Genomic DNA, 12910 nt, shown 5'->3' with positions numbered 1-12910 from the left:
TCACGCGTCGGGCGTCGCGGCTAGCGCTTCCGCGACGCTCGTCGTGCCGTCGCGAACGTGCGCGAGCGCTGCGTCGCGCAGACTGCGCACGCCCTCGGCCGCCGCGCATTGCGCGAGTACGCCGACGCTTGCGCGCGCGACGATGCGTTCGGCCATTTCCGCGGAAACGGGCATCGTCTGGTGCAGACCGATCCGGCCGCGATAACCGATACCGTGGCAGGCGGCGCAGCCGCGCGCGACGAACGGGCGCCATCCGGATTCCAGCGCGGCCGGATCGCACCCGGCATCGCGCAGCGCACGCACCGGCGCGTCCGAGCGCACGCGGCACGCGGTGCACAGGCGCCGGACGAGGCGCTGCGCGGTGACGAGCCGCAACGCGGCCGCCAGGTTGTACGGCGCGACGCCGATGTCGAGCAGTCGCGCGACCGCTGCCGGCGCATCGTTCGTGTGCAGCGTCGACAGCACGAGGTGTCCGGTCTGCGCGGCCTTGATCGCGACGTCGGCCGTTTCCGCATCGCGAATCTCACCGACCATGATGACGTCCGGGTCCTGCCGCAGCAGCGCGCGCAGCGCCGTGGCGAACGTGAGCCCGGCCTTTTCGGCGACGCCGACCTGATTGATCCCGTCCAGCTGAATCTCGGCCGGGTCCTCGACCGTGCATACGTTGTGCGCATCGCGATCGAGCATTTGCAGCGCGCAGTAGAGCGACAGCGTCTTGCCGCTGCCGGTCGGACCGGTGACGAGCACGAGGCCGTGAGGCGCGCGGATCGCGGCCTCCATCGCCGCCGCCTGCCGCGCATCGAAGCCGAGGCGCGCGAGCGTGAGGTCGGGCGGCAGCGTATCGAGGCGCCGCAGCACGAGTTTCTCGCCGAATAGCGTCGGCAGCGAACTGACGCGGTAGTCGCCCCGCATACCGCCGTCGACCGCGATGCGCAGCCGGCCGTCCTGCGGCAGCCTGCGCTCGGCGATGTCCATGCGCGCGAGCACCTTGATCCGCGTGACCAGCGCGTCGCGCAGATGAGGGGGCGGCCGTACGTGTTCATGCAGGACGCCGTCGACCCGCAGCCGGATGCGCCAGCCGGTTTCGAACGGTTCGACGTGGATATCGGACGCGTCGCGCACGCGCGCGGCGTGCAGCGTGTCGGTCAGCAGCCGTACCGCGGGAGAGTCGTCGAGTTGCGTCGCATCGAGCGAACGGGCTCGCTCCGCGGCTGCGGCGTCGGCGGAGGTGGGCGGCCGCTGCGTGCGCGGCGCCGCCCCAGGAGGAGTGAAACGCATGTGAGCCGGCGCTCGGCCGCCTGTTGATCGTGACCGGTAAATGGTCGCGTATCGCGGACGGCGCCGACAGTCGGCCGTTCGGCTAGCGCGCGGCGGCGCGCGTGCGCGCGCCGCGCGGCTTGAAGAGCTTGACCGTGCGCACGGCCTGATCGTCGCTGCGCATGACCTCGAGCATCACGTCGCCGATCTTCACGCACACGTCGCCTTCCGGAATTTCCTCGAGGATCTCGAGGATCAGGCCGTTCAGCGTCTTCGGCCCGTCGGTGGGCAGGTGCAGGTGCAGCCAGCGGTTCAGTTCGCGCAGCGGCATGCTGGCGGCGACGATGCACTCGCCGTTCTCGTTCCAGCCGCCTGCGCGTTCGCCCCGCGGCATCGACGTCGTGAATTCGCCGATCAGTTCCTCGATGATGTCCTCGGGCGTGACGAGCCCTTCGAGCTCGCCGTACTCGTTGACGACGAGCGCCGTGCGCTGGCGGCTTTCCTGGAAATACTGGAGCTGCTGCACGACCGGCGTGCCCGACGGCACGTAGTACGGCTCCGCGAGCAGCGTGCGCAGCGTTTCCCGATCGAAATCCTGGTTGTGCAGCGCGGTGAGCGTCTTGCGCACGTGCAGCACGCCGAGCACCTTGTCGATGTCGCCTTCGTACACGACGAGGCGGTTGTGATAGCAGGTCTCGAGCTGATGCAGGATGTCGTCGAGCGGCGCGTAGAAGTTCAGCGACTCGATCTGGCGGCGCGGCACCATCACGTCGTCGACCGTGATGTTCTCGAGGTCGAACAGGTTGAGCAGGATGCTGCGGTGTTTGGTCGGCATGAAGCTGCTCGACTCGAGCACGATCGCGCGCAGTTCGTCGGCCGACATCCGCTGGTCGCGGCCCTTCTTCGTATTGATGCGCAGCACCCAGAGCACGCCGTTCGCGAGCGCGTTGACGAACCAGACGACCGGCTTGAACACGCGCATCAGCGGCGCGATCACGAGACTCGCGGGCAGTGCGATGCGCTCGGGAAAGGTCGCGCCGACGATCTTCGGCGCGATTTCCGCGAACACGATGATCAGGAACGCGACGATGCCCGTCGCGATCGACAGCGCGAGATTGTTACGGCCGAACGTGTGCAGCGCGAGCGACGTCGTCAGGACCGGGATGATCGTGTTGAACAGGTTGTTGCCGATCAGGATCACGCTGAGCAGCAGGTCGGTGCGCGTGAGGAGGCCCTGCGTGGTTTTCGCGCCGAGCGCGCCCTTGCCGGCGAGATGCTTCAACCGGTGCCGGTTGAGCGCCATCATCGCGGTCTCGGAAATGGAAAAGAAGCTGGAGCAGAGAAGAAGCAGGAAGACGGCGCTGATTTGCGCCCATAAGGGAATTTGGTCCACGCGTGGAAAGGGCAGTGAAGGACAGGGATGGAGGGAATATAGCAGAGGCCGGCGGCCGCGATGTGTCGCGCGGGCATGCCGGCCGGCGTGATCGGGCAAAAGCAGGCGGAAACCATGCATGCGGTGCAGGTTCCCTCCAATGCCGACGGGATGAGGGGAGTCGAATCGCGAAGCGGCCTTATGGTGTCCGTGGGCCATGTGTGCGCAGGCAGCGAGAGGATTTGACCCCGTCTAATGCCGTGCGCAGATCGGGCTATCGGATCGATTTCCACTTGAGCCGGGAAGGTCGCTCCTGCTTCGAGGCGGCCGGTATCCGGTCTGGCTGTCCTGAAGCCGCCGGCTCGCGAGGGCTCACGAGAAGTGCTCGATGAACGAATCCGTGATGGCCTTGACGACATGGTCGCCCACATGAAGGGCGGCATCGTCGTCGTTGCCGTAATACGGTCCGACATGTCCGCCGATCCAGCGCACGATCTCGAAGCTCGGCCAGTAGATGACGTCAGGATTCCGGGTGACGAATTCGTGGGCGACGACACGGAGCGTCGACTTGGAAATGCAATCCGCTTGTATTGCCGACTTGAACTCGAACGTGGTTTTCAACGGCACGGGGCTGACGGTAAGCACGACCTTGACGTCGGGGTTCAACGCCTTGATGTTCGCGACGATGTATTCGAGATTGTCCAGATTTTGCTGGACGGTGGTAGTTCGGAAATCGTACAGCTCGGCGAATGCACGCGAGCCCAGTGTGGAGCTCGAAGGCATCACGAATTCACCGGATTGTCTGTCGAAGAAGGCAGGGGCGACCCCCAGTGTGTAGACGAACACCTTCGCAGCGGCCAGACGGGCCCTGAGGTTCTCCGGCGTGATGTTCAGTGACGCGAACAGCTCGTCGAGGCGCTCCCGGCTTTGGCCTGTACATTGGCCTAGCGCCCAATCCACCATGTTGCGGTTTGCGAAGCTCGAATTGATGTGTTCGACGACTTCAAAGAAGTCGGCCTGGTAGCCCCGTTCGATGAGACGGACGGCGATCTCTCTGGCGAAGCATGAGCCGAGCGTAAAAAAACGGGTCTCCTTGTCGATGAAGCATTGCTTGGGCAAGCCGCCCAGCAAGCCGGTCCGGATCACGGTCGCCAGATCTCCCCTCATTTCCCGCGTGGTGGGGTACTTTGCCCGTGCGACCGTCTTTCGGCGAGTGCTATCCGAGAGTAGTTTTCGGGAAAGCTCGATATCGGTCGGATTACCGACGGCGGGGTTGATGGCCTGCGCCTGATCGATCAGTGCGACGGCTTCCGCGAGGTCGTCGTCGGCGCGGAGTTGGGAAAGCTTGGCGTAATGGTCGGGATTCGCAGGATCAATTTTGATCAGCCAGCGATACGCGTATTCTGCCTCCTCCGGCGGCCCGACGTAGCTGGCTGCTGTCGCCAGGATCTCGAGACAGACTTTCAGTTGAGGCCAGGTCGCGGCGTCCGGAGTATTTTCGACAAGGCGAAGCGCGCTCTTTGCGTGATCCCGCCGAATGGCCCAGCTCTTGTGGAGACCGGGGAACCGCAAGGCGTCAAAGCAGCCCAGAAAGAAGATCGCGTCCGGATTGCGCGGGTCGTGGGCGAGCGATTGCCGAAGATGCTGGACAGCGAGGTTGAGCTGTCCTGTCTGGCCGTAAAGAATGCCGAGAAGGAGATTGGCTTCACAGTCGGAATCATCGACCTGCCTGTTGCCGATCTGCGCGATGACATCGTGCGCGCCGACGTTTCCGGCAAGCGCCTGTCTCGCTTGATCCTTCCAGCTACCGATATCCATTTGACCTTCCCGTAACGAGCGTTGCGCTCTGGAATCGACGACTCCACCTGCACCACCGCTCGAACGGGTTGCGGCCGGGGGGAAGTCCTTCGGGCGTGTGGGACCCGTTCAGTTGTCATGCAGCCGAATATCGGCATGGTGCGGGGGAAACTTTACCCTTGCCGGTGCGCCAACTGGATGGCAAACGGCACGGAGCTGAGTGGAGGCGGCCCACGACGGGTGGCAACGCATGCCGCCGACCTTTCGGTCCAGTGCCGTAGAGTCCCCAGCGAGCAGAATACTTGCAGGGCCGACGACGGACGTTCGGCGACATCGTGCGGGTCCCCGCCGCGTGTCGGCATTTCAATGGATGGATCGGACGGGTGGTGCCCGGGCGTGCCTTTGTGTCTTTGATGATCAGCACGGCTCGATCGGCGGATGTGCCCGAGATGGAGGCGCCGTCTTTGCTGTTGTCGACACGATTGCGTGTGCCGTAATGAAAAAAGCCTCACGAACCGAAAAGATTCGCAAGGCTTTATCAAAGGTTCGTACTACACATGCCTGCTGTAGTACTGCAAACAACGACCATACTTTCCAGTCGCTGCTTTTTAACCAAATCTGGTCGGGGTGAGAGGATTCGAACCTCCGGCCTCTACGTCCCGAACGTAGCGCTCTACCAGGCTAAGCTACACCCCGATTCTGCTCTTTGGACTTCGCCGTCTTCGTTAAGATCGCTGCGTCGTCACAAGCAAGAACGTAACTATAACGATGTTTTTTCTAAAAGGGAATACCTTGGCGAAGAAATTTTTCGGGACAAGGTATCGCCTTCTGTTCGCGGCACGTTTATGACTGTCGCGACGTCGAGTACGAGCACAACCCGAGCAGGCTTTCCTTGTAGATCGAATCGGGGAACGCGGCGATCGCGGCTGCGGCCGCCTGTGCTTCCTGTCGCGCACATTCGAGCGTATGGTCGAGCGCGCCGGAACGCGTGATCGCGTCGAAGATCGTGTCGAAGCGGTCGGTGCCGCCGTGTTCGATCGCCTCGCGCGCGAGCGCCGACTGTTCGGGCGTGCCGCGTTCGATCAGATAGATGAGCGGCAATGTCGGCTTGCCTTCGCGCAGATCGTCGCCGGCATTCTTGCCCATCGCTTCGGCCGTGCCTGCGTAGTCGAGCCAGTCGTCCATGATCTGGAACGCGGTGCCGATCCGGCGGCCGTATTCGGCGGCGGCGGCTTCGGTCGGCGCATCGGCGCCGGCGAGCACAGCACCGAGGCGCGCCGACGCCTCGAACAGCTTCGCCGTCTTGTAGCGGATCACCTGCATGTAGCGCGTCTCGTCGACGTCCGCATCGTGCATGTTCAGAAGCTGCAGCACTTCGCCTTCTGAAATGATCGTCGTCGCTTCCGACAGGATTTCCATCACGCGCATCTTGCCGACGCCGACCATCATCTCGAACGAGCGCGAATAGAGATAGTCGCCCACCAGCACGCTCGCCGCGTTGCCGAACAGCGCGTTGGCCGTCTGGCGGCCGCGCCGCAGTTCGGATTCGTCGACGACGTCGTCATGCAGCAGCGTGGCCGTGTGGATGAACTCGACGACGGCGGCCAGCACGTGCCGCTGGTGCGACGTCTCGCCGAGCGCGCCGGCGACGAGCAGCAGCAGCGCCGGACGCAGTCGCTTGCCGCCCGCGCCGATGATGTACTCGGCGATCTGGTTGATCAGCAGCACGTCGGACGCGAGGCTTTGCCGGATAACGCGATTCACCTGCTCCATGTCGCTGGCGATCGGAGCGAGCAGGTGGGCGGCGCTGAGGGTGGGGGAGGCGGTGGACGACGACATGATGATCGAAATGGGTGATGCCGCGGATTATAAGTCGAATCCGCGATATCCCGGTCTGCCGGACGTGCCGGCACGTCGATTTTGGCCATCCGGCCAGGGCTTGCGCGCGGCAACCGTGGGTCGGCTTTGACTTCGGTGCTAAGCCCATGTATAATCACGTGTTTTCCGCGCGTGGTGTGCGGAAAAATGGATCCAGAGTGAGGTTCTCAATGTACGCGGTCATAAAAACCGGCGGCAAGCAGTACAAGGTTGCCGTTGGCGAAAAACTCAAAGTAGAACAGATACCGGCTGACATTGACGCTGAAATCACGCTCGACCAGGTTCTCGCAGTGGGCGAAGGCGAATCGATTAAGTTCGGTACGCCGCTGGTCAGTGGGGCTTCCGTCAAGGCCACCGTTGTGTCGCACGGTCGTCATGCCAAGGTCACCATCTTCAAGATGCGTCGCCGGAAGCACTACCAAAAGCACGGCGGCCACCGCCAGAACTACACTGAGCTGCGCATCGACGCGATCAACGCGTAAGCGCCTCGGTAAAGGAGCAATCAGATGGCACACAAAAAGGCAGGCGGCTCTTCCCGGAACGGCCGCGACTCCGAGTCGAAACGTCTCGGCGTGAAGGTGTACGGCGGCCAGGCGATCAACGCCGGCGGCATCATCGTGCGTCAGCGCGGTACGCGCATGCACGCTGGCGAGAACGTCGGCATGGGCAAGGATCACACCCTGTTCGCGCTGGTCGACGGTCACGTCAAGTTCGCGACCAAGGGCGCGGACAAGAAGCATCTGGTCATCGTCGTCCCGGCGGCTGCCTAAGTTCAGGCACCCACGGGCTTCGTAGCCGAAAGGCCCCGCAGTCTTCGCGGGGCCTTTTTTTATTTGGCCGCCGTGCGCAGGTGCGTGCGGGCGGCCGTCGCGCAACGGCGGGACATCGGCCGAACGGCAGATTGTTCAAGCGTGCCGGCGCGCGGCACAATAGCGGAAATACTGGTCGGAGTGACGAATGAAGTTCATTGACGAAGCACGAATCGAAGTCATCGCCGGCGACGGAGGCGATGGCAGCGCGTCGATGCGCCGCGAGAAATTCGTTCCGTTCGGCGGTCCGGACGGCGGCGACGGCGGCCGGGGCGGCAACGTCTACGCGATCGCCGACCGCAACATCAACACGCTGATCGACTACCGTTACGCGAAGAAGCATCTAGCGCGCAACGGCGAAAACGGCCGCGGCTCGGATTGCTACGGCAAGGGCGGCGACGATATCACGCTGCGCATGCCGGTCGGCACGGTCGTGACCGACATGGACACGGGCGAACTCATCGCCGATCTGACCGAGCACGGGCAGCAGGTGATGCTCGCGAAGGGTGGCGCTGGCGGCCTCGGCAACCTGCATTTCAAGTCGAGCACGAACCGCGCGCCGCGCCAGAAGACGGACGGCAAGCCCGGCGAACGCCGCATGCTGCGGCTAGAACTGAAGGTGCTCGCCGACGTCGGGCTGCTCGGCATGCCGAACGCCGGCAAGTCGACCTTCATCTCGTCGGTGTCCAATGCGAAGCCGAAGATCGCCGATTATCCGTTCACGACGCTCGCGCCGAATTTGGGCGTCGTGCGCGTCGGGCCGAGCAAGAGCTTCGTGATCGCCGATATTCCGGGGCTGATCGAAGGCGCCGCCGAAGGCGCGGGCCTTGGTCATCAGTTCCTGCGGCATCTGCAACGCACCGGTGTGCTGCTGCATCTGGTCGATCTGGCTCCGTTCGATGAAAACGTCGACCCGGTCGCCGAAGCGAAGGCGATCGTCGGCGAACTGCGCAAGTACGACGAGGCGCTCTACGAAAAGCCGCGCTGGCTGGTGCTGAACAAGCTCGACATGGTGCCGGAAGACGAGCGTGAAGCACGCGTTGCCGATTTCCTCGACCGGTTCGAGTGGGACGGCCCGGTGTTCGAAATTTCGGCGCTCACCGGACAGGGCTGCGAAGCACTGTGCTACGCGATCTACGACTACCTCGCCGAGCATTCGGACGCGCATCGCGCGGCGGAAGAGGAAGATCTGGCTGCGGACGTGCGGTTCCGCGATGCGCCGCAGGCCGATGGCGGTGCGACGTCCGGCGGCGACGCCTGAGCGGGCAGGAAACTCACCGGGCGCGACGCCCGGTGCCGTGATTTAATCGCGCCCGGTCGGGCAGGCATCAGATAGGAGACGGCGCACGATGCGTTCGATCATCGCGGATTCGAAGCGATTGGTGGTGAAGGTGGGCTCCAGCCTCGTGACCAACGACGGCAAGGGGCTCGATCATGCTGCGATCGGCCGCTGGGCGGCTCAGATCGCCGCGCTGCGCGCGCAGGGCAAGGAAGTGGTGCTCGTCAGTTCGGGCGCGATCGCGGAAGGGATGCAGCGGCTCGGCTGGAACAAGCGTCCGCGTGAGATCGACGAACTGCAGGCAGCGGCGGCCGTCGGTCAGATGGGCCTCGCGCAAGTGTACGAAAGCCGCTTCACCGAGCACGACATCCGCACCGCACAGATTCTGCTCACGCACGCCGACCTGGCCGATCGCGAGCGCTATCTGAATGCGCGCTCGACGCTGCTCACGCTGCTGCGGCTCGGCGTCGTGCCGATCATCAACGAGAACGACACGGTCGTCACCGATGAAATCAAGTTCGGCGACAACGACACGCTCGGCGCGCTCGTCGCGAATCTGATCGAAGGCGACGCGCTGATTATCCTGACCGACCAGTCGGGGCTGTTCACCGCCGATCCGCGCAAGGATCCGAACGCGACGCTCGTTGCCGAAGCCAGCGCAGGTGCGCCGGAACTCGAGGCGATGGCAGGCGGCGCAGGTTCGAGCCTCGGCCGTGGCGGGATGCTGACGAAGATACTCGCGGCAAAGCGTGCGGCGCACAGCGGCGCGAACACCGTGATCGCCAGCGGCCGAGAAGCCGACGTGCTGGTGCGGCTGGCGGCGGGCGAGGCGATCGGCACGCAGCTGATCGCGCGCACCGCGCGAATGGCCGCGCGCAAGCAGTGGATGGCCGATCATCTGCAGGTGCGCGGGCACGTCGTGATCGATGCGGGCGCGGTCGAGAAGCTGACGGCCGGCGGCAAGAGCCTGCTGCCGATCGGCGTGACGGGCGTACAGGGTGCGTTCGCGCGCGGCGAGGTGATCGCGTGCGTCGGCCCGGACGGTCGTGAAGTGGCGCGCGGCCTCACGAACTACAGCAGCGCGGAAACGAAGCTGATTCAGCGCAAGCCGAGCGGCGAGATCGAGACGGTGCTCGGCTACATGCTGGAGCCGGAACTGATCCACCGCGACAACCTCGTGCTGGTGTGACCTCCGGCGTGGCGTGTAGCGCCAGGCGTCGCGAAACGACAAAAAGCCCGCTCAATGCGGGCTTTTTCATGACGGTGGGGAATTGTCCCCCGCGTTGCGGCGGTCAGCGCAGCTGACTCATCGCGGTGCGATGGAACTTGATGTTCTCGAGGATCTGCGCGGTCGTGCCCTGCGGCATCTTGTTCGCGCAGAAGTAGTCCTGATACAGCGCCGAGTGGTACGCGTTCAGCTCGCCGTTCTCGATGCGCCGCCAGTCGTTCTCGACCGTGCGGTCCCAGCCGTCGTGATCGGCGTTCAGGCCCGCATACTGGCGCCATTCGTACGTGTCGCAACGGATACCTTCGTAGATCACGTTGCGTGCGCCCGCCGGGCTCGTGACGACGACTGCATAGCGCACGACGCCGTCGGTGCCGACCGCGAGCGACTTCGCATCGACGAAGAACTTGAGCGGCGTGTTCTGCGATACGTTGAACGGCAGCAGGTCGGCCGCTTGCGGCAGCGGCGGCAGCGTGTCGACCGGGTTTTCCTTCCAGTTGCCCTGGCGGTCCAGCAGATACACGAATTCGCTGTCATCCTTGTTGGTCGGCGTCTTCGAATTCGCGCAACCGGCCAGCGTGGCCGCCGCGACGACCGATGCGAGCGCGAGAGCAATCGCTTTCAATATGCATTCCTCGTAAAAAAAGGGCGCGACACCAAGGTCGCGCCCGGTCATGCAGTCCGACTCGTCATTTGCCGACGATCTGGCGGGGCGGCATCTCGTCGAGCGTGCTCGCCTCCACTTCGATCTCGGAACAGACCACCGATGTGTCGACAACCGTCAGCGTCTGCTGGGCCTGCGCGCCGATGACGCGCGGATAGCGCGACGGACGCGGCCCACGCGGCTTTTCGGCTCGCTGCGCCGGGCGGCGCAGGAAGCGCGACAGTTCCGTCAGCGCCAACTGATAGACATCCCGCTTGAACTCGATCACCGCATCGAGCGGCACCCAATACTCGTTCCAGCGCCACGCATCGAACTCCGGGTGATCGGTCGCGCGCAAGCAAATGTCGCAATCGCGTCCGATCATCCGCAGAAGGAACCAGATCTGCTTCTGGCCGCGGTAATGGCCGCGTACTTCGCGTTTGATGAACTTGTCAGGCACCTCGTAACGCAACCAGTCGCGAGTGCGGCCGATTATCTTGACGTGTTCCGGATGCAGGCCCGTCTCCTCGTGCAGCTCCCGGTACATCGCCTGCATGGGGGTCTCGCCGTACTTGATCCCACCTTGAGGAAACTGCCAGGAATGCTCGCGGAGCCGCTTGCCCCAAAACACCTCGTTGCGCGCGTTCAAGAGGATGATGCCGACGTTCGGGCGAAAGCCTTCACGATCCAGCATACAACCACCTTCGAATCCTTTAAAATTGCTTTGATTATAAACAGATAACGGGCGCTGCGCACCGTGACGGAGCGAATCCGCGCGGGGTGCATCGACTGAATTGTCCCTGATTTGTCTGCTACGTCATCTGCGCCATCGTCGTCCGTCGCGCGCAGCTTTTTCACCTTGAAACTTTTTCGGGCGCCCCGCGTTGGGGCGCCGTATTTGGAACCGTCCGCATGAAAGCTTCCCGTTTCTTTATCGGCACCCTCAAAGAGGCACCCGCCGACGCAGAGATCGTCAGCCACAAGCTGATGGTGCGCGCCGGCATGATCCGTCGTGTCGCCGGCGGCATCTACAACTACCTGCCGATCGGCCTGCGTTCGATTCGCAAGGTCGAGGCGATCGTGCGCGAGGAAATGAACCGGGCGGGCGCCATCGAACTGCTGATGCCGGCCGTGCAGCCGGCGGAGCTGTGGCAGGAATCGGGCCGCTGGGAGCAGTACGGCCCCGAGCTGCTGCGCTTCAAGGACCGCAAGGACAACGACTTCGTGATCGGGCCGACGCACGAGGAAGTCGTCACCGACATCGCGCGTAACCAGATCAAGAGCTACCGGCAGATGCCGGTGAACTTCTACCAGATCCAGACGAAGTTCCGCGACGAGATCCGTCCGCGCTTCGGCGTGATGCGCGGTCGCGAATTCATCATGAAGGACGCGTATTCGTTCGACAAGGACGCGGCCGGCCTGAACGAGTCGTATCGCAAGATGTATGACGCATACGTGCGCATCTTTACGCGCCTCGGCCTCGAATTCCGCGCGGTCGCCGCCGACAGCGGCTCGATCGGCGGCAACTTCTCGCACGAGTTTCACGTGATCGCCGATACCGGCGAGGACGCGATCGCCTACTGCCCGACGTCCGACTTTGCCGCGAACGTCGAAGCGGCCGAAGCGCTGCCGCTGACGCCCGAGCGCGCGGCGCCGGCCGAAGCGATGCAGAAGGTCGCGACGCCCGGCAAGGCGAAGTGCGAGGCCGTCGCCGAACTGCTGGCGATCCCGCTCGAGCGCACGATCAAGTCGATCGTGCTCGCGACCGACAACGAAGGCGCCGAGCCGACCATCTGGCTCGTGATGCTGCGCGGCGACCACGATCTGAACGAGATCAAGGTATCGAAGCTGCCGGGGCTGAAGAATCATCGCTTCGCGACCGAGCAGGAAATCGTCGAATGGTTCGGCACGCCGCCGGGCTATCTCGGCCCGGTCGGCACGAAGAAGCCGGTGAAGGTGATCGCCGATCGTACGGTCGCGAACATGAGCGACTTCGTCGTCGGCGCGAACGAGGTCGATTACCACATCGCGGGCGTGAACTGGGGCCGCGACCTGCCGGAGCCGGAAGTCGCCGACGTGCGCAACGTGAAGAAGGGCGATCCGTCGCCGGACGGCAAGGGCGTGATCGACATCTGCCGCGGCATCGAAGTCGGCCACGTGTTCCAGCTCGGCACCAAGTACTCGGAAGCGATGGGCGCGACGTTCCTCGACGAGTCGGGCAAGCCGCAGCCGATGCTGATGGGCTGCTACGGCGTCGGCGTCACGCGCATTCTCGGTGCGGCGATCGAACAGAACTTCGACGACCGCGGCATCATCTGGCCCGAGTCGATCGCGCCGTTCGAGGTCGTGCTGTGCCCGATGGGCTATGACCGCAGCGACATGGTCCGCGAGGCCGCCGACAAGCTGTACGCGGAACTGAACACCGCCGGCATCGACGTGATTCTCGACGATCGCGGCGAGCGCCCGGGCGTGATGTTCGCCGACTGGGAGCTGATCGGCGTGCCGCACCGTCTGGTGATCGGCGAGCGCGGCCTGAAGGAAGGCAAGATCGAGTACCAGGGCCGCCGCGATACGGAAGCGACGCTGCTGCCGGCCGACGCGGCCGCGGCGACGGTAACGGAGAAGATCCGCGCCGCGCTCGCGCGCTAAG

The 12910-nt window shown here is 64.2% G+C and carries 11 protein-coding genes and 1 tRNA gene; 5 read left to right on the top strand and 7 right to left on the bottom strand.

Features of this window, described 5'->3' with window-relative positions; all coding sequences use genetic code 11:
* The 5 genes from BSE24067_RS12815 to BSE24067_RS12795 all read right to left on the bottom strand — a co-directional run bounded on the left by BSE24067_RS12815 (position 1) and on the right by BSE24067_RS12795 (position 6265).
* The gene (locus tag BSE24067_RS12815) at positions 1 to 1278 is read right to left on the bottom strand and encodes a GspE/PulE family protein (RefSeq protein WP_151067941.1); all 1278 of its coding nucleotides are present in this window, start codon (positions 1276 to 1278) and stop codon (positions 1 to 3) included.
* Positions 1279 to 1360: 82 nt separating this feature from the next.
* A complete protein-coding gene (locus tag BSE24067_RS12810) occupies positions 1361 to 2650 on the bottom strand; it encodes an HlyC/CorC family transporter (protein ID WP_174904773.1) in 1290 nt (429 codons plus the stop codon).
* 351 nt (positions 2651 to 3001) lie between these two features.
* The gene (locus BSE24067_RS12805) at positions 3002 to 4447 is read right to left on the bottom strand and encodes a GSCFA domain-containing protein (RefSeq protein ID WP_151067943.1); all 1446 of its coding nucleotides are present in this window, start codon (positions 4445 to 4447) and stop codon (positions 3002 to 3004) included.
* A 598-nt stretch (positions 4448 to 5045) separates the two neighbouring features.
* Positions 5046 to 5122: transfer RNA gene (locus BSE24067_RS12800), tRNA-Pro, on the bottom strand.
* Positions 5123 to 5269: 147 nt separating this feature from the next.
* The gene (locus BSE24067_RS12795; RefSeq protein WP_151067944.1) at positions 5270 to 6265 is read right to left on the bottom strand and encodes a polyprenyl synthetase family protein; all 996 of its coding nucleotides are present in this window, start codon (positions 6263 to 6265) and stop codon (positions 5270 to 5272) included.
* 209 nt (positions 6266 to 6474) lie between these two features.
* Between BSE24067_RS12795 and rplU the strand changes: the two genes are divergently transcribed.
* The 4 genes from rplU (at position 6475) to proB (ending at position 9581) form a co-directional block, all read left to right on the top strand.
* Positions 6475 to 6786 (top strand): 50S ribosomal protein L21, encoded by a 312-nt coding sequence (gene rplU, locus BSE24067_RS12790; protein ID WP_006025184.1) that lies wholly within the window; start codon positions 6475 to 6477, stop codon positions 6784 to 6786.
* 24 nt (positions 6787 to 6810) lie between these two features.
* Positions 6811 to 7074 (top strand): 50S ribosomal protein L27, encoded by a 264-nt coding sequence (gene rpmA, locus BSE24067_RS12785; RefSeq protein ID WP_006476999.1) that lies wholly within the window; start codon positions 6811 to 6813, stop codon positions 7072 to 7074.
* Between the two features lie 187 nt (positions 7075 to 7261).
* The gene (gene obgE / locus BSE24067_RS12780; protein WP_151067946.1) at positions 7262 to 8374 is read left to right on the top strand and encodes an Obg family GTPase CgtA; all 1113 of its coding nucleotides are present in this window, start codon (positions 7262 to 7264) and stop codon (positions 8372 to 8374) included.
* An 88-nt stretch (positions 8375 to 8462) separates the two neighbouring features.
* Positions 8463 to 9581, top strand: coding sequence for a glutamate 5-kinase (gene proB / locus BSE24067_RS12775; protein ID WP_151067948.1), 1119 nt, complete (start codon positions 8463 to 8465; stop codon positions 9579 to 9581).
* 103 nt (positions 9582 to 9684) lie between these two features.
* Here the strand turns inward: proB and BSE24067_RS12770 are convergent, their stop codons facing one another.
* Positions 9685 to 10293 carry a CNP1-like family protein gene (locus tag BSE24067_RS12770; protein WP_151067950.1) on the bottom strand — a complete coding sequence of 203 codons (609 nt, stop codon included), beginning with the start codon at positions 10291 to 10293 and terminating at the stop codon, positions 9685 to 9687.
* A gap of 13 nt (positions 10294 to 10306) precedes the next feature.
* Entirely contained in the window at positions 10307 to 10954 is a 648-nt protein-coding gene (locus BSE24067_RS12765) for an RNA pyrophosphohydrolase (RefSeq protein WP_151067952.1), read from the bottom strand.
* A 218-nt stretch (positions 10955 to 11172) separates the two neighbouring features.
* On the opposite strand from BSE24067_RS12765, the gene BSE24067_RS12760 reads away from it, so the two are divergent.
* Positions 11173 to 12909: a proline--tRNA ligase gene (locus BSE24067_RS12760; protein ID WP_151067956.1), complete on the top strand. Its 1737-nt coding sequence runs from the start codon at positions 11173 to 11175 to the stop codon at positions 12907 to 12909.
* Position 12910: the final 1 nt, after the last annotated feature.

Origin of the sequence: Burkholderia latens, from assembly GCF_902499045.1 — a bacterium.
Lineage (GTDB): Bacteria > Pseudomonadota > Gammaproteobacteria > Burkholderiales > Burkholderiaceae > Burkholderia > Burkholderia latens.
This window is presented reverse-complemented; position numbering and strand designations above follow the sequence as displayed.